The following is a 17,031-nucleotide window of genomic DNA, read 5'->3' as shown; positions in this document are numbered from 1 at the left end:
CGGCTCACGCGGTGGCCGGGTCGGGGGTCAGCGTGTACTTCGTGTAGAGGTACTCGTGGATGCCCTCCAGGCCGCCTTCGCGACCCAGACCTGACTGTTTCACGCCGCCGAACGGAGCCGCAGCATTCGAGACCACCCCGACGTTAAGGCCCATCATGCCGGTCTGCAGTGCGTCGACCATCCGCTGCCCGCGTGCGAGGTCTTTCGTGAAGACGTAGCTCACCAGGCCGAACTCGGTGTCGTTCGCGATGCGCACGGCTTCGGCCTCGTCGGTGAACCGCACGATCGAGAGCACGGGCCCGAAGATCTCCTCACGCAGGATGTCGCTGCCGGCGGCCACATCGGTGATGACGGTCGGTTCGAAGAAGTTGCCGTCTCCGTCGATCTCGTCTCCGCCGGTGAGCACACGAGCGCCGCGGGTGACCGCGTCGCTCACGAGCGCCAGCGCCTTGGCCACGGCATCCTCGTTGATGAGGGGGCCGATGGTGACGTCGTCTTCGGTGCCACGGCCGACACGGAAGCGGTTCACCCGCTCGGTGACGCGGCGCGCGAACTCGTCGGCGACCGAGTCGTGCACGATGAACCGGTTGGCTGCGGTGCAGGCCTCACCGATGTTGCGGAACTTCGCGAGCATCGCGCCGTCGACGGCCCTGTCGAGGTCGGCATCCTCGAAGACGACGAAGGGTGCGTTGCCGCCCAGCTCCATCGAGGTGCGCAGCACATTCCTGGCCGACTGCTCGATCAGCCGGCGGCCCACCTCGGTCGACCCCGTGAAGCTCAGCTTGCGCAGGCGCGGGTCGGCGATGATGGGCGCGGAGACCACACCAGACGTCGAGGTGGTGATGACATTGACGACGCCGCCGGGAAGACCGGCGTCTTCGAGCAGCTTCGCGAAGTAGAGCGTCGTGAGCGGGGTGAGCTCGGCGGGTTTGATGACGACCGTGCAGCCCGCGGCGAGCGCCGGCGCGATCTTGCGGGTCGCCATCGCGAGGGGGAAGTTCCACGGCGTGATCAGGAAACACGGCCCGACCGGATGTTGAGACACGATCATGCGCCCGGTACCTTCGGGGTTCGTGCCGTAGCGCCCGGTGATGCGCACGGCCTCTTCGCTGAACCAGCGCAGGAACTCTCCGCCGTACGTGACTTCACCGTTCGCCTCGGCCAGGGGCTTGCCCATCTCGAGCGTCATCAGCAGGGCGAAGTCGTCCCGCCGCTCCTGCAGCAGGTCGAAGGCGCGACGCAGGATCTCGCCACGGGCGCGGGGTGCGGTGGCGGCCCACGCATCCGCCGCCTCGACCGCTGCGTCGAGCGCACGCCGGCCGTCGTCGACCGACGCGTCTGCGATCGTCTTGATCGTCGCATCCGTCGCCGGATCGGTGACATGGATGACGCGACCCGACGTTCCGTCGACCCATTCGCCCCCGATGTACAGCTGGTGCGGCACTTTCGCCAGCAGTTCGTGTTCGCGCGCTTCACTCATCGCCAGGGCTCCTTCGTCATCGCCGACCACCTTCGAGCATAACCACCCGCTCGCGCACGCGCTGCCCCGCGGCCGCGGCTGCGCCCCACTTCGCCGAGCACATGGAAAAGCACCTCAATTTTGCGTGTTGGGGTGCCTTTTCCTGTGCTCGACGAGCGAGGGGGCTAGTCGGTGCGGGCGAGGAAGTCGCGCACGCGGGCCCGGGCGGGCTCACGGTCGTAGCTGTTGACCAGGGCGCCGGCCATCCGCACCGGGTCGCCGAAGAAGAAGTACTCGTACAGCGCCTGGCGGCTGGAGAAGCCGGAGATCGACGCATCGTAGGCGAGCTTGAAGAGCTTCACCCGCTCCGGGCCCGTGAGGGTCTTGCCCTGCAGGTACAGCTCGATGTCGTCGATCGCGTCGCTCGCGATGTCCGCTTCGCCCGGGAGCGCCATCAACCCGCTCGCGCAGAACGTACGGATGATCTGCGGGAAGCGCTGGGCCGTCTTCGGGTACCAGTTGCGGGCCGCATTCAGCGTGCTCCACCTGGGCTGGAGCATCCCGTGTTCGTTGACCGCCGCATCCACCTCGGCGGCTCGCATGAGCGCCTTGCCGATCTCGACGTCGACCACCAGTTCGGCCAGCTGCTCCTGGATGTGCTGGAACCCGTCGATGCCGATCGACGCTGCGATCTCGCTCGCAAGGCCCAGGAAGAACTCGCTTTTCGCGATGGTGCGGGTGACGACCTGGTGGGTCATCAGGGCGGCGGCGCCCGTCTCCGCGTAGAAGTTGTTGCAGAGTTCGGGATGCCCGAGCATGAAGATGCGCTCATTGGGCACGAAGACGTTGTCGAAGATCGCGACCGCGTCCATCTCCTCGAAGCGGGCCGCCAGCGGCTCGTCGAAGACGCTGCCGCCGTTGTGGAGCGAGGTGCGGCACAGGTACCGCAGGCCCGGGGCGTCGTTCTGGATCGCGAACGCATACGAGTACGGAGCGTCTTCGGGCGTTCCGCGCAGCACCGTCGACGGGAACACCAGCAGTTCGTCGGCGATGGGGGCGATCGTGGCGAGCATGCGCGCGCCGTGGATGACGATGCCGTCCGGCCGCTCCTCCACGATGCGGGCGGAGAGCTGACCACCCAGCTGCTCGCTCCCGGAGACCGAGCGGTTCACCTGGGGCGGGATCAGCGTGTGCGTTGCGAGCAGGTCGTTCTCGCGCGCGTACTCGTAGTAGTTGCGGATGTTCTCGGCGTACTTCGGGTCGGCCTGCGCGAACCATTTCTCCGCAGCCGAGAGGGCGGTCAGGGCGCTGTTCATGTAGTCGCCCGTTCGGCCGAGGAAACCGTTCGTGTACTCCGCCCAGGTCTGGGTGGCGGCCCGGCGGTGCTCGAGGTCGGCGAGCGTGCGCGGCACGAGGAACGACGCGCCCACCCGGTCGCCGGTCGTCGGGGAGAGATAAGTGAGCGCGTCCTGGTGCGCCGGGTCGTGCTGCATGTCGAAGAGCTTCGCGTAGGTGCGCGCAACGTTGCGGAACGCCGGATGCTCGGCGACGTTCTCGCTGACCACCGTGCCGTCGATGGTGACGTGCGGTCGCATCGCGTTGAGTTTGTCGAGGTACTGCTGGCCGGTGCGGATTCCCATGGAGTCGGTTCCTTCGTTGTGAGTGGGTGGTCTAGAGCAGGTCTTCGACGCCGAGCAGGTATTCGGGGATGGCCGTGAACCGACCGTTGACGAATCCGAGGGCGTCGCCTGTGCGGTAGTCGAAGTTCTTCACTTCGCCGAGGTAGAGAGTGTGGTCGCCGCCGTCGTAGGCGGCCCATGGCGCGCATTCGAAGTAGGAGAGCACGCCGGCGAGCCGGGGCGCGAGGCTCCCTTCGACCCAGGCCGGCTCGTCACTCGGGCGCCCAGCGAAATGCGTGGCGAGCTTCTCCTGTTCGGCGCCGAGCACGTTGACGGTGAACGGCCGGTCGGCGAGTTCGTCGTGGGCCCGGGTGGTGCGTGCAATGGAGACGAGCACGAGCGGCGGCTCCATCGACACGGAGGTGAACGAGTTCACCGTTATGCCGTGGCGGGTGCCCGGCCCCTGTGCTGTCGGAGCGCCGTCGAAGGTCACGATCGCAACCCCGGTCGCGAAACGGCCGAGGCTTCCGCGGAAGAAGTGCTGGGGCGGCCGGTAGAGCTTGGACTCCGGCCCGAATGCGCCGAGTTGGGGCGCTGCGGCGATCATCGTTCGGTCCTCCATCCGGCAACGCTGCCGTCTGTAGCGGGTAATCATTTTCGGCTGGCGTTCGATATTAGAACGGCCAGTTCTTATAAAGAACACTAGGCTGAGTGGCATGGATGCACAAGACCAGCCTCACTCCCAGACGCTGTCCCGGGGCATCCGTGTGCTCGAGATCCTCGCCGAAGCCGACCGGCCTCTGACGATCGCAGAGCTCTCGGCCGCTCTCGGCGTGCACCGGTCGATCGCCTACCGCATCCTCCGCACTCTCGAAGACCACGGCCTGGTCGTTCGCGACCAGGCGGGAGCGGTCCAGCTCGGTCCGCGGATGGCCGCCCTCGCCCGCTCCGTGGCCCACGACCTGCAGTCGGCAGCACTTCCCGCCCTCACAGCCGTCGCGAACGATCTGGGCATGACCGCTTTCCTCACCGTGCTCGACCGGCACGATGTGGTCACACTCGTGAGTGTGGAGCCGACCCATGCCCACGCGGCGGTGGCGCAGCGGCCTGGCACCCGGCATCCGCTCGCGTCTGGTGCGCCGGGCATCGCCATCCAGGCCGACCTGACGGAAGCGCAGTGGCGCGCGCTCGACTCAGAGCATCCGCGGGCCGAGGCCTCCCTCGCTCGCGAACGCGGGTTCGCGACGAGCCACGACGAGGTGATCCCCGGGCTCGCGTCGGTCGCCGTGCCGCTCACCGTTCCCGGCCAGCCTCCTGCGGCGATCGCCGTCGTCTATGTTGCGACCGGGAGGGACGTCGACGCCATCGGAGGGCGACTGCGGCTCGCTGCAGACGCCGTCGCCGCCGAGCTCAGCTGACGCGGGCTCCGTCGGGACCTGCGACGCTCAGCGGGACGGCACCCCTCAGCGACACTGTTGGGGGCAATCGAGGCGCCCATTGAGCATCGGCCGGTGATCGTATATGATTTGCGATATGTTCGGCAGGGCCGCCGAAAGGAGCGATCGGGCGATGAACGACGAACGACCTGTGCACCTCTCCCCTGGCAAGGTGATAGCGGTGCACCTCAACTATCCGTCGCGCGCGGCGCAGCGCGGCCGCACACCCGACCAGCCGTCCTACTTTCTCAAGCCGTCGTCGAGCGTCGCGATGTCCGGCTCCCCCATCGAGCGCCCGCTGGGGAGCGAGCTCCTCGCCTTCGAGGGCGAAGTCGCGCTCGTCATCGGCCGCCGTACCCGGCACGCCTCGCTCGGCGAGGGCTGGTCGGCCGTGTCCGGTGTCACCGCGGCCAACGACTTCGGCGTGTACGACCTGCGCTACGCCGACAAAGGCTCCAATCTGCGCTCCAAGGGCGGCGACGGGTTCACGCCGCTCGGCCCGGCGATCCTCCCTGCGGCAGACCTCGATCCGACGGGTCTCCGCATCCGCACCTGGGTGAACGGCGAACTCGTGCAGGAGGACTCGACGGCGACGTTGCTGTTTCCGTTCGCCCGCCTCATCGCCGACCTCTCACAGCTCATCACGCTCGAACCCGGCGACGTGATCCTCACCGGAACGCCTGCCGGAGCATCCGTCGTTCGACCGGGCGACACCGTGGAAGTCGAGGTCGACAGCCCCGATGGGCACACCACCGGCCGGCTCATCACGCCCGTCGTCGAAGGAACGGTGCCGCTCGCCGGCTACGGCGCAGGGCCGCAGGTCGACGACCTGCAAAGGGAAGAGGCCTGGGGCTCACGCGAGGCGGCCGGGTTGGCTGCACCGGTGGTCGAGGCGGGCTTCGTACTCACCCCGGAGCTCCGGTCGAAGATCGCGAGAGTGAGTACCGCGACTCTCAGTTCCCAGTTGCGCAAACGGGGAATCGACAACGCCTCGATCGACGGACTGCGTCCGACCCGTCCGGACACCCGGCTGATCGGCCGGGCGCGCACCCTGCGTTTCATCCCCGCCCGCGAAGACCTCTTCGAGACCCACGGCGGCGGCTACAACGCCCAGAAGCGGGCATTCGACACGCTGGAGGCGGGAGACGTGCTCGTCATCGAGGCACGCGGCGAGCGCGGCAGCGGCACCCTCGGCGACATCCTCGCCCTGCGCGCGCAGGTGCGCGGCGCGGCCGGACTGGTGACGGATGGCGGCCTCCGCGACCTCGACGCCGTCGCCGCCCTCGACATCCCCACCTATTACGCGGCGCCCCACCCGGCCGTCCTCGGCCGGCGCCACGTGCCCTGGGACACCGACCTCACCGTCGCGTGCGGCGGAGCTTCCGTTCAGCCCGGCGATGTCATCGTCGGCGACGCCGACGGACTGCTGGTGATCCCGCCGGGCCTGGTCGAGTCGGTCGTCGACGACGCGATCGAACAGGAGCGGCAGGAGTCGTTCATCGCCGCACAGGTCGCGGCAGGCGAGAGTGTGGACGGGCTATACCCGATGAATGCGGAATGGCGTGCGCACTACGTCGCGTGGCTGGAAGGCGGGGCGAACGGATGAGCGCTCCCGACATCCGTACCGCCTCGCCGGGCGCAGCCGGCAAGTCGCAGCTCGCATACCAGTGGATCCGCGAGCGCATCGGCGACGGCCGGTACACGGCCGGCTACCGGCTGGTCCTCGACCAGATCGCCCGCGAACTCGGCGTGAGTGCCGTTCCCGTGCGCGAGGCGGTTCGGATGCTCGAGGCCGAGGGACTCGTCACGTTCGAACGCAACGTGGGCGCCCAGGTCGCCATGCTCGACGCGCCCGAATACGTCGTGACGATGCAGACGCTCGCGCTGGTCGAAGGCTATGCGACAGCGCTGTCGGCGCCGACGCTGCCCGCCGGGGCGATCAAGCGCGCCCGCGCCATCAACGACGACATGTCTGCAACTCTTGCGCACTTCGACCCGGTGAGTTTCACGAAGCTGAACCTCGACTTCCACGCCGCCCTCTTCGAGTCGTGCCCCAACGCGCATATCCTCGACCTCGTGCACCGCGGATGGAACAGGCTTGCGGTGCTGCGGGAGTCGACATTCAGCTTCGTTCCCGGCCGCGCACACGAGTCCGTCGTCGAGCACACCACGATCCTCGACCTGGTCGAATCGGGCGCCGACGCGCTCGACATCGAGCTGGCCGCGCGCAACCACCGCCTCGCGACCCTTGACGCGTTCATCGCGCACCGCAGGCGCACCGAGGAGGCCACGCCATGAAATTCCGCACCGACCCTGCACGCATCCGCGGTTCGATCGCGCCCCTGATGACGCCGTTCACCGCAGAAGGCGCCGTGGACCACGCGGGCCTCACCAACCTCGTGCACTGGCAGCTGGCCAGCGGATCGCACGGCATCTCGCTCGGCGGTTCGACGGGCGAGCCGAGTGCGCAGACGATCCAGGAGCGTGCGACCGCCATCCGCACCGTCGCGGCGGCGGTCGGCGACCGCGTGCCATTCGTCCCGGGCACCGGATCGGCCAAGCTCGACGAGACGCTCGAGCTCACTGCGGCGGCCCGCGAGGCCGGCGCCGACGCCGCACTCATCATCACCCCGTACTACGCCAGGCCGACCCAGGAGGCCCTCTACGTCTGGTATCGAACGGTCGCCGACGAGTTCCCCGACCTGCCGATCCTCGCTTACAACGTCCCGAGCCGCACAGCGGTGGACATCGCCCCGGAGACGGTCGCCCGCCTCTACCGCGATGTCGAGAATTTCGTCGGCATCAAGGAGACCACGAAAGACTTCGAGCACTTCTCGCGCGTTCTGCACGCCTGCGGACCCGACCTCGTGGTGTGGTCCGGCATCGAACTGCTGAGTCTTCCGCTCATGGCACTCGGGGGCTCCGGCTTCGTCAGCGCGGTCGCGAACATCGCGCCGGTCGCCGTCGCGGCGATGTTCGAGGCATGGGAGGCGGGCGACCTCGAGCGCGCCCGCGAGCTGCACTACGGCCTGCATCCGCTCGTCGACCTGCTGTTCGTCGAGACCAACCCTGCGCCCGGAAAGTGGGTGCTCGAGCAACGCGGCCTGATCACATCGTCGTTCGTGCGGCCACCGCTGATCCCGCTCACCACATCAGGACAGGAGCGGGTTCGCACCCTGCTCGATGAGGGCGGCGCATATCTCAGCCCCGTCGACGGCTTCACCGTGAAAGGAGCGCACGCATGAGCGACACCGAACACCACGTGCCCGACGATCTGCCCACCCACCTCACCCACTTCATCGACGGAGAGTTCGTCGAGAGCGTTTCGGGCGCCACATTCGACGTGCTCGACCCGGTGACGAACCGGCCCTATGCCACGGCAGCGGCCGGTCAGGCCGAAGACGTCGACCTGGCCGTCGCAGCAGCCTCCCGTGCGTTCACCGAAGGACCGTGGCCGCGCCTCAAGCCGCGGGAACGGGCGCGCGTGCTCGGCAGGGTCGCGGATGCCGTCGAAGCGTCGGACGCACGCCTCGCCGAACTCGAGACCTTCGACACCGGACTCCCCATCAGGCAGGCACTCGGCCAGGCACAGCGCGCCGCGGAGAACTTCCGCTTCTTCGCCGACCTGATCGTCGCCCAGACCGACGACGCCTACAAGGTTCCCGGGTCGCAGCTGAACTACGTGAACCGCAAGCCGGTCGGGGTGGCCGGGCTGATCACGCCGTGGAACACGCCGTTCATGCTGGAAAGCTGGAAGCTTGCTCCCGCGCTCGCCTCCGGCTGCACGGTCGTGCTCAAGCCGGCCGAGTTCACCCCGCTCTCTGCGAGCCTGTGGGCGGACATCTTCCGTGAGGCAGGCCTGCCGGAAGGCGTGTTCAACCTGGTGAACGGTCTCGGTGAGGAGGCCGGTGACTCGCTGGTGCGCCATCCCGGTGTTCCGCTCATCTCGTTCACCGGCGAGAGCAGCACCGGTCAGCTGATCTTCGCGAACGCCGCACCCAATCTGAAGGGGCTCTCGATGGAGCTCGGCGGCAAGTCTCCCGCCATCGTCTTCGCCGATGCCGACATCGAAGCAGCGATCGACTCGACGCTGTTCGGAGTCTTCTCGCTCAACGGCGAACGCTGCACCGCGGGCAGCCGCATCCTCGTCGAACGGTCGATCTACGACGACTTCTGCGCCCGCTATGCCGCCCGCGCGAAGAACATCGTCGTCGGGAATCCTCACGACACCGCCACAGAGGTCGGCGCGCTCGTGCATCCGGAGCATTTCGCCAAGGTGATGGGCTACATCGACATCGGTCGAAGCGAAGGCCGGCTGCTCGCCGGTGGCGGGCGCCCCGAGAACCTGCCGGAAGGCAACTACGTGTCGCCGACCGTCTTCGCCGACGTCGCCCCCACCGCACGCATCTTCCAGGAGGAGATCTTCGGGCCCGTCGTGACGATCACACCGTTCGACACGGACGACGAAGCGCTCCGGCTTGCGAACGGCGTGAAGTACGGGCTCGCCGCCTACCTCTGGACCACCGACCTGGTGCGCGCACACACGTTCGCGCAGAACATCGATGCCGGAATGGTCTGGCTGAACTCGCACAACGTGCGCGACCTGCGCACGCCGTTCGGCGGCGTCAAGGCGAGTGGCCTCGGCCACGAGGGCGGCTACCGGTCGATCGACTTCTACACGAACCAGCAGGCCGTGCACATCACGCTCGGGCCGGTGCACACGCCGCGGTTCGGCATCCACTGACTGTGCACGAATTGAGGAGACAACGGTGAACACGAACCCGCCCCCCGACATCATCCGTTCGGCATACGCCGAGCTGGTCGTGCGTGACCTCGCCGCGTCGCGCGCGTTCTACGTCGACGTGCTCGGGCTGGTCGTCACCTACGAAGACGACGACGCGATCTACCTGCGGGCCTTCGAGGAGTACCTGCACCACTCGCTCGTGCTGCGCCGGGGGCCGGTTGCCGCGCTGGCCGCACTCGCCTACCGCGTGCGGTCGGCCGAAGACGTGGCCACGGCCGCGCGGTACTACGACGGGCTGGGGATGCCCGTCGAGCGGCGCGTGCCGGGCGAGACGCGCGGCATCGGCGAGGCCGTTCGCGTGACCGACCCGCTCGGTTTCCCCATCGAGTTCTTCTACGACGCCGAGCACGTCGAACGGATGACGCGGCGCTACGACCTGCATGGCGCCGGGGCCATCGCGCGGCTCGACCACTTCAACGTCGTCACACCCGATGTGCCGGCCGCCCGCGACTACTACGCGCACCTGGGCTTCCGCGTCTCTGAGGACATCCAGGACGACGAAGGCGTCGTGTATGCGGCGTGGATGTTCCGCAAGGCGACCGTGCACGACGTCGCCCTCACCGGTGGAGCCGGCCCCCGCCTCCACCACATCGCCTTCGCCACCCACGAGCGCAGCCAGATCCTCCACATCTGCGATCACCTGGGGGCGTTGCGCGAGTCCGACCGTATCGAGCGGGGCCCCGGCCGCCACGGAGTGTCGAACGCGTTCTACCTGTACCTGCTCGACCCGGACGGGCACCGCATCGAGATCTACACGCACGACTACTACACCGGCGACCCGGACAACCCGGTCGTGACCTGGGACGTGCACGACAACCAGCGCCGTGACTGGTGGGGCAATCCTGTCGTGCCGAGCTGGTATGCGAACGCGTCGACCGTGCTCGACCTCGACGGGCATCCGGTCGCCCTCACCGAGCGCACGGAGGCGGCGGAATCCGACGTGACGATCGGCGCGGACGGCTTCTCCTACACGCGGCGTGACGATGCAGAGACGGGCTTCAAGCTGGGTACGCAGCTCTGAGGCCTGCAGGCGTGCGCCCCCGGCTGGTTCACTGAGCGCGGGCACCGTCAGTCGAGGGATGCCCGCACGAGCGGAACGGCGCGATGCGTGATCTTCGTCTCGAGCGCGATCACCGTCGACGTGCGTGTGATGCCCGGATCACTCACTATGCCGTCGATCACCCGCTGGAGGTCCGCGTTGGAGCGCGCGACGACCCGCACCATCAGGTCGCCCTGGCCGGTGATCGTGTGCACCTCGAGAACTTCCGGGATGCCGTCGAGGTGCTCGATGACCGAGCGGTCGCCGCTGCCCTGCGTGATCTCCGCGGTGACGAACGCCGTCACCGGGTAGCCGAGCGCTTCGGTGTCGATGGTCGGGGCGAAATCCCGGATCACGCCGTCGCGCTGGAGCCGGTCGAGTCGCGCCTGCACGGTTCCGCGGGCGACGCCGAGTCGCCGTGACGCCTCGAACACGCCGATGCGCGGTTCCGCGGTCAGCAGGGCGATCAGCTCCGAATCGAGCGCATCGACCATCATCGCACCGTGCCTCTCCGCCGACTTGTCATGCACAGTGTACGGCGGATGCGCGCATGACCCTACGAACTGCTCACAGCATCGAGGAACGGCAGGGCTGCCTGTTTGAAGGCCCGCGCGCTGAGCGTGGTCACGTGGTTGCGTTTGGGCACGACGACGAGCTCAGCCCCGAGCATCCGGGCCGCCTCGTCGCGCCCCTGGGTGACCGGGTCGGCCTCACCGACGACCAGCATCGTCGGCACCGGCGAGTACAGCGCCAGCGGATGCGAGGCCATCCCGCTCACGCAGGCGGCGAGCGCCTCGCGATCCAGCCCCGGTGCCTGACGCAGCGAGGCCAGGAGCGGACCGATCGGCGAATCCGCGACCTCGGTCCACGGATCGCCCGGTTCGAGAAGCTCGGCCCGCACCACGTCCACTCCCCATCGGGAGAACTGTTCTTCGGTGCCGATGCCGCCGACGACCAGCCGACGCACGCATTCCGGGGCGCCCTGGGCCAGCGCGATCGCCGCGTAACTGCCCATCGAGTACGCGATCACGTCCACCTGCCCGAGGCCTTCGGCGTCGAGCACCGCGAGCAGGTCGCCCGCGAGAATCGACGGCGAGTACCCGTCTGCGTCGTGCGGACCCGAGCTCTGGCCGTGCCCACGCAGGTCGACGACGATCGCGCCGCGTCCGGCTTCGGCGAGCGCGCGCACCCAGCCGGTCGCCTCCCAGGTGAGCGCGCCGGTGGTCGCGAAACCGTGCACGAGCAGCACCGGATGCTCGCCTGCTGTGCGCTCGTACGCGATCCGCTGGCCGTCCGCCGTCTGTACGAACGCGGCCATCAGTCCTCCGGAAGCTGGAGTCGCACACGCCGCGTTGGAGCCACGTCCTCCGGGACCGTGCCGACGATTCCTGCGGCGTCGTCGGCGACCTCGAAGGTGATCAGCGGTTCGCCCACGTCGAGCGCGTCGCCCTCGGCGACGTGGAAACGGGCGACCGTCCCCGACTGCGGCGACGGGAGTTCGACCGCCGACTTGGTCGTCTCCACTTCGACGAGCGGCGCGTTGCGCTCCACGTGGTCGCCGATTGCGACCAGCCATTCGAGCACGGTCGCTTCCTGTAGCCCTTCGCCGAGGTCAGGAAGGGCGAATGTGATCTCAGCCACGGCGGTACTCCAGGGTTCGCTGGACCGCTTCGAGGATGCGGTCGATGCTGGGCAGGTACTCGTCTTCGAGAACCGGGGACGGGTACGGAACGTCATAACCGGTGACGCGGCCTACCGGCGCGCGCAGGTCGGCGAAGCAGTGCTCCATCAGCAGCGCGCTCACCTCGGCACCGAGACCGGCCGTCAGCGGCGCTTCGTGCACGACGACGGCACGCTTGGTGCGGGACACCGACTCTGCCACGCCGGCCGCGTCGATCGGCTTGAGCCAGCGCAGGTCGACGACCTCGATCTCCACGCCGTCCTCCGCGCCGAGCTCGGCCGCCTGCACGCAACGTGCGACCATGGCGCCCCAGGCGATCAGGGTCACATGCTTGCCCGGCCGAACGACGCGAGACGTGCCGACGGGGAGCCGTTCCGCGGCCAGGGCCTCGTCGAAGTCGGCCTTGTGCCAGTACCGCGACTTCGGCTCCATGAAGATGACCGGGTCCGGGTCGTCGATCGCCTGCCGCAGCAGCGCATACGCGTCCGACGGGTTCGAGGGCGATACCACTTTGAGCCCGGGCACGTGGGCGAAAAGCGCCTCGAGGCTTTCGCCGTGGTGCTCTGGTGCGCGGATGCCGCCGAAACTGGGCAGGCGCAGCGTTATCGGCATCGGCAGGGTGCCGCGGCTGCGGTAGTTCATGCGCCCGACCTGGTTGACGAGCTGGTCGATCGCCGGATACGAGAACCCGTCGAACTGGATTTCGGGCACCGGCCGCCACCCGGCCATCGCCAGCCCCACGGCCATCCCCATGATCCCGGACTCTGCGAGCGGAGTGTCGAACACGCGCTCGTCGCCGTATTTCGCGTTCAGCCCGTCGGTGACGCGAAAGACGCCGCCGAGTGCGCCGACATCCTGGCCGAACACGAGCGTGCGGTCATCCGCCGCGAGGGCATCGTCGAGGGCGCGGTTGAGCGCGCGCTGCATCGTGGTCGTCTCAGCCACGTGCGGCCTCCTGCCAGGCACGCTTCTGTTCGAGAAGGGATGCGGTGGGCGCCTGGAACACGTAGTCGAACATCTCTTCGCCGGGTCGGGCTTCGAGCGCGGCGACACCCTTCCGCACCGACGCCGCCAGCTCACGCGCCTGCGCGTCGACGCCCGCGAAGTAGCCGTCGACGTAGCCGATCTCGCGCAAACGTGCCTCCGCGATGGTGAGCGGGTCGCGTGTCAGCCAGTCCTGTTCTTCGGCGAGCGTGCGGTAGCGCCCGGGGTCGTCCGACGTCGAATGCGGTCCAGCACGGTATGTCATGGCCTCGATGACCGTCGCGCCTCCACCCGAGCGTGCCCTGAGGATCGCGGCCTCCGTCGCGCGGTGCACGGCGACCACGTCGTTGCCATCGACACGGTTGCCCACGAGCCCGTACCCTCCGGCGCGTGCGGCGACCGAACCGCCTGCGACCTGGGCCTCCGTCGGCACCGAGATCGCCCATCCGTTGTTCTGGCAGAAGAAGACGACCGGGAGCCGATACACGCCGGCGAAGTTCATCGCCTCGTGCACGTCGCCCTGCGAGCTGGCGCCGTCGCCGAAGTAGGCGATGGCGACGCCGTCGGTGTGGTCGAGGCGGGCACCCATCGCCCAGCCGACCGCATGCGTCACTGGGCCGCCGACGACGGCATTGAGCGGCGCGAGATGGGTCTCGGCCGGGTTCCAGAGGCCGCCGTGCCACGAGCCCTGGTGCGAAGCGAGGTACGCGACGGGGTCCACGCCGAGAGCGATGGCGACACCCAGCTCGCGGTAGGTCGGAAAGGCGAAGTCGGCTCTGCGGTCGATCGCTGCGGCACTGCCGACCTGCGCGGCCTCCTGGCCCCTCATCGGCGCATACCCCGGGATGATGCCCTGCCGCTGCATGGCGACGGCATCGAGGTCGAGGTGCCGCACGGCCACCATCGTCTCGTAGAGGCGGCTCAGCAGGCTGGCGTCTACCCGGTCGGCGTCCACGTCGTCAGGGTGATTCATGCGGTCTGGGGTTGTCATCGCCATCAGGTCTCGTCTCGTCTCGGGGCGCCACGGGCGGCAGGCGCAGCTTCCCGGCCTGCGAGGCTACTGTTCCACGCACGCTCCGAGTGAGCAACAAGCACAACGGATGCTGGTCATCGTGTACATTCAGCGACTCTGCTGGGCGCTTTCGCTGTGCACTATGCGAGACGGTGAGCCGCGATGGCCACGCCACAGCCCCGACGGCCACCAGATCGGCCCCCCGATGTCGTACGACAGCGCGGGCACCAGCAGCGACCGCACCACGACCGTGTCGAGCAGCACACCAAAGGCCACGATGAACGCGATCTGCACCAGGAACAGGATCGGGATGACCGCGAGCGCCGCGAACGTCGCCGCCAGCACCACACCGGCGGACGTGATCACACTTCCCGTGACACCGAGACCACGAAGGATCCCGGGGCGCGTGCCGATCCGCAGGGATTCTTCACGCACGCGCGTCATCAGGAAGATGTTGTAATCCACCCCGAGCGCGACGAGGAAGACGAATCCGAACAGCGGCACCGCGGCGTCGGCGCCCGGGAAACGGAGCACGTCGTTGAAGACGAAGGCAGAAACACCGAGGGCGGCCGCGTACGACACGACCACGCTCGCAATCAGCAGCACCGGAGCCAGGATCGAACGCAGCAGGAGCATCAGGATCAGCAGGATCACCGTCAGCACGATCGGGATGATCTTCGCCAGGTCGCTCTGCGCCGTCACGTTCGTGTCGAACGCGATCGCGGTCACTCCGCCGACCAGCACGCCGGGATCGGTGGCCGGGAGGGTGTCGCGCAGGTCGCGAACCACCTGCTCTGCCGAATCCGAATCGGCCTGCGACGCAAGCGTCGCGTTGATCAGCACATGCCCGTCCTTGACGACCGGCGCCGGAGGGGGGCCGGCCGGCCGGTCTGTCGGGTTCACGTTGCCGACATAGATCGACGCCGAACTGATTCCGGGGGTGCTGGTCACCGCGGCCAGCGTTGCGGTGGCCTTCGCCTCGTCCGTGACGATGACCACCGGGCTTCCCGAGCCGGCGTCGAAGTGCCGGGCGAGCACCTTCTGGCCGTCAACGGCATCGGACTGGCTGAGGATGACGTCGGTCTGCGATACGCCGTTCGCCTTCAGCTGCGGCAGCCACGCGATGCAGACACCCAGGAGGACGAGCGCGGCGACCCAGGTCAGGCGGGGACGGCTCGCGATGAGCGTTCCCACCCGGCGCCACAGGCCGGTGATGCCTTCGAGTCCGCGAACGGAGGCGCCCGCGGCATGGCTGGCTTCGTGATGCTCCTCGCCGGTGAAACGCGGGCGGAACGGCCAGAACGCCGCGCGACCGAACAGCACGAGAAGCATCGGCAGGAGCGTGAGCGCCGAGAGCAGGGAGAAGACGATCCCGATCGCCGCGATGGGGCCGAGGCTCCGGTTCGAGTTGAGATCGGAGAACAGCAGGCACAGCAGGGCGATGATCACCGTCGCACCTGAGGCGACGATCGGTTCGAGCGAGGCCCGCCACGCCCGCCCGATGGCGGTCCAGCGCGATTCGACCTCGCCCAGCGACTCCCGGAAGCGCGCGACGAGAAGCAGCGCGTAGTCCGTCGCCGCGCCGATGACGAGGATCGACAGGATGCCCTGGCTCTGCCCGCTGAGCTTGATCCAGCCCCAGCTCGCGAACGCATAGACCAGCAGGATGGCCGCTGTCAGGGCGAAGATCGACGTCAGCAGCACAAGGAACGGCAGCACGACCGAGCGGTAGACCAGCAGCAGGATGATGAAGACGGCCCCGACCGCGACGAGCAGGAGGATGCTGTCGATTCCGCCGAACGCGTTGACCAGGTCGGCGGTGAGGCCGGCCGGCCCCGTGACCCAGCCCTGCGCATCCGCCGGGAGGTTGTCGTGCACGACAGTGCGCAGGTCGGCGACGACGGTCTTCACACCGTTCGCGTCCACCACCGGCACGATGAACTCGACGGCCCGGCCGTCCTTCGACGGGATCGGGCCCGCGACAGCCGTCGTCGCGGATCCCGTGGGCTGCTGCACGCCGTCGACGGCGCCGAGTTTCTCGCCGAGTGCGGCATAGCCGGCCAGCGCGGTCGGGGGAATCTCCGAACCCGATTCGATCAGGACGATCGCCGGGATGGCGTTCGAGTCCGTGAACTTCTGCTGCCAGTCGCGTACTTCGGTAGATTCCGCGCTCGCGGGCAGGAATGACGCCTGGTCGTTGCTCGACACCGACGAGAGCTTTCCGAACGTCGGACCGCCGAAGCTCGCCGCCGCGAACCAGACCAGGATCACGGCCGTCGGGAGCAGGATCCTCAACCAGCGGCCCGGGGTCCAGTCGGTGCGCCGATTCACGAGTCCTCCATTTAGCTAGCTAAGTTAGCAACTAACTTAGCAAACAAATGACTCCGGGACGATGGGCGGATGCGATCAAACAGATGATTCGAGCCGCGCGCCGAGGTGCGCCAACTCGGCCAGCGCAGCCGCACTCGACTCCGGCGCGACACCGGCCACGAGATCCGTGAGGATCCGAACCCGCTGGCCGTGATCGAGCGCATCCTTCGCAGATGCACGCACGCAGTAGTCGGTGGCGATCCCCGTGATGTCGATGTCGGTGATCCCGTGCTCGTCAAGCAGGTTGTGAACCGTCGAGCCGGCCTCGGTACGCCCCTCGAAGATCGAATACGCGGGAACGCCCTGCCCCTTGCGGATGTGGAACGTCACCTTGCCCGTCGCCAGTGCCGGGTGATACTCGGCACCGGTCGTCCCCGCCACACAGTGCACCGGCCAGGTTCGCACGAAGTCGGGAGCTGAATCCGTCGCGAAATGGCCGCCATTGTCGTTGTCGGCGTCATGCCAGTCACGAGAAGCGAAGATCGCGTTGTAGTCGCCGGCATGCGCCTCGAGGAACCGCGTGATGCCGGCCGCGACAGCCGCACCGCCTTCGACGCCGAGCGCGCCACCCTCGGTGAAGTCGTTCTGCACGTCGATGATGAACAGGGCCTTGCTCATGAGCGCCTC

16 protein-coding genes are annotated in these 17,031 nt (G+C 68.2%); 6 read left to right on the top strand and 10 right to left on the bottom strand.

What is annotated here, in order from left to right:
* Positions 1-4 precede the first annotated feature (4 nt).
* The 3 genes from ACPPVQ_RS06085 to ACPPVQ_RS06075 form a co-directional block, all read right to left on the bottom strand.
* Entirely contained in the window at positions 5-1,480 is a 1,476-nt protein-coding gene (locus tag ACPPVQ_RS06085) for an NAD-dependent succinate-semialdehyde dehydrogenase (RefSeq protein ID WP_426519655.1), read from the bottom strand.
* A 164-nt stretch (positions 1,481-1,644) separates the two neighbouring features.
* Positions 1,645-3,099, bottom strand: coding sequence for a 4-hydroxyphenylacetate 3-monooxygenase, oxygenase component (gene hpaB / locus ACPPVQ_RS06080; RefSeq protein WP_426519653.1), 1,455 nt, complete (start codon positions 3,097-3,099; stop codon positions 1,645-1,647).
* A gap of 31 nt (positions 3,100-3,130) precedes the next feature.
* Complete coding sequence (locus tag ACPPVQ_RS06075; RefSeq protein WP_426521161.1) at positions 3,131-3,685, bottom strand: flavin reductase family protein; 555 nt, start codon at positions 3,683-3,685, stop codon at positions 3,131-3,133.
* A 109-nt stretch (positions 3,686-3,794) separates the two neighbouring features.
* Between ACPPVQ_RS06075 and ACPPVQ_RS06070 the strand changes: the two genes are divergently transcribed.
* The 6 genes from ACPPVQ_RS06070 to hpaD all read left to right on the top strand — a co-directional run bounded on the left by ACPPVQ_RS06070 (position 3,795) and on the right by hpaD (position 10,339).
* Positions 3,795-4,496 carry an IclR family transcriptional regulator gene (locus tag ACPPVQ_RS06070; RefSeq protein ID WP_426519651.1) on the top strand — a complete coding sequence of 234 codons (702 nt, stop codon included), beginning with the start codon at positions 3,795-3,797 and terminating at the stop codon, positions 4,494-4,496.
* Between the two features lie 151 nt (positions 4,497-4,647).
* Entirely contained in the window at positions 4,648-6,120 is a 1,473-nt protein-coding gene (locus ACPPVQ_RS06065) for a fumarylacetoacetate hydrolase family protein (RefSeq protein ID WP_426519649.1), read from the top strand.
* Positions 6,117-6,812, top strand: a complete 696-nt coding sequence (locus ACPPVQ_RS06060) for a GntR family transcriptional regulator (RefSeq protein ID WP_426519647.1) — start codon at positions 6,117-6,119, stop codon at positions 6,810-6,812. Before ACPPVQ_RS06065 ends, ACPPVQ_RS06060 begins: the two co-directional genes overlap by 4 nt.
* A complete protein-coding gene (dapA, locus tag ACPPVQ_RS06055) occupies positions 6,809-7,759 on the top strand; it encodes a 4-hydroxy-tetrahydrodipicolinate synthase (protein WP_426519645.1) in 951 nt (316 codons plus the stop codon). The genes ACPPVQ_RS06060 and dapA overlap by 4 nt, the downstream gene beginning before the upstream one ends.
* On the top strand, positions 7,756-9,258 hold the full coding sequence (gene hpaE / locus ACPPVQ_RS06050; protein ID WP_426519643.1) for a 5-carboxymethyl-2-hydroxymuconate semialdehyde dehydrogenase: 1,503 nt from the start codon (positions 7,756-7,758) through the stop codon (positions 9,256-9,258). Before dapA ends, hpaE begins: the two co-directional genes overlap by 4 nt.
* Positions 9,259-9,283: 25 nt before the next feature.
* Positions 9,284-10,339 carry a 3,4-dihydroxyphenylacetate 2,3-dioxygenase gene (gene hpaD / locus ACPPVQ_RS06045; protein ID WP_426519641.1) on the top strand — a complete coding sequence of 352 codons (1,056 nt, stop codon included), beginning with the start codon at positions 9,284-9,286 and terminating at the stop codon, positions 10,337-10,339.
* Between the two features lie 47 nt (positions 10,340-10,386).
* Here the strand turns inward: hpaD and ACPPVQ_RS06040 are convergent, their stop codons facing one another.
* The 7 genes from ACPPVQ_RS06040 to ACPPVQ_RS06010 form a co-directional block, all read right to left on the bottom strand.
* A complete protein-coding gene (locus ACPPVQ_RS06040; RefSeq protein ID WP_426521159.1) occupies positions 10,387-10,851 on the bottom strand; it encodes an Lrp/AsnC family transcriptional regulator in 465 nt (154 codons plus the stop codon).
* Positions 10,852-10,913: 62 nt separating this feature from the next.
* Entirely contained in the window at positions 10,914-11,675 is a 762-nt protein-coding gene (locus ACPPVQ_RS06035) for an alpha/beta fold hydrolase (RefSeq protein WP_426519639.1), read from the bottom strand.
* Positions 11,675-11,998, bottom strand: a complete 324-nt coding sequence (locus tag ACPPVQ_RS06030) for a biotin/lipoyl-containing protein (protein ID WP_426519637.1) — start codon at positions 11,996-11,998, stop codon at positions 11,675-11,677. The genes ACPPVQ_RS06035 and ACPPVQ_RS06030 overlap by 1 nt, the downstream gene beginning before the upstream one ends.
* On the bottom strand, positions 11,991-12,965 hold the full coding sequence (locus tag ACPPVQ_RS06025; RefSeq protein ID WP_426521157.1) for an alpha-ketoacid dehydrogenase subunit beta: 975 nt from the start codon (positions 12,963-12,965) through the stop codon (positions 11,991-11,993). The genes ACPPVQ_RS06030 and ACPPVQ_RS06025 overlap by 8 nt, the downstream gene beginning before the upstream one ends.
* 10 nt (positions 12,966-12,975) lie before the next feature.
* Positions 12,976-14,019: a thiamine pyrophosphate-dependent enzyme gene (locus ACPPVQ_RS06020; RefSeq protein ID WP_426519635.1), complete on the bottom strand. Its 1,044-nt coding sequence runs from the start codon at positions 14,017-14,019 to the stop codon at positions 12,976-12,978.
* Between the two features lie 123 nt (positions 14,020-14,142).
* Positions 14,143-16,365: an MMPL family transporter gene (locus tag ACPPVQ_RS06015; protein ID WP_426519633.1), complete on the bottom strand. Its 2,223-nt coding sequence runs from the start codon at positions 16,363-16,365 to the stop codon at positions 14,143-14,145.
* A gap of 75 nt (positions 16,366-16,440) precedes the next feature.
* The gene (locus ACPPVQ_RS06010) at positions 16,441-17,022 is read right to left on the bottom strand and encodes an isochorismatase family protein (protein WP_426519631.1); all 582 of its coding nucleotides are present in this window, start codon (positions 17,020-17,022) and stop codon (positions 16,441-16,443) included.
* Positions 17,023-17,031: the final 9 nt, after the last annotated feature.

It is taken from the genome of Leifsonia sp. McL0618, assembly GCF_049994905.1.
Classification (GTDB): Bacteria; Actinomycetota; Actinomycetes; order Actinomycetales; family Microbacteriaceae; genus Diaminobutyricibacter.
This window is presented reverse-complemented; position numbering and strand designations above follow the sequence as displayed.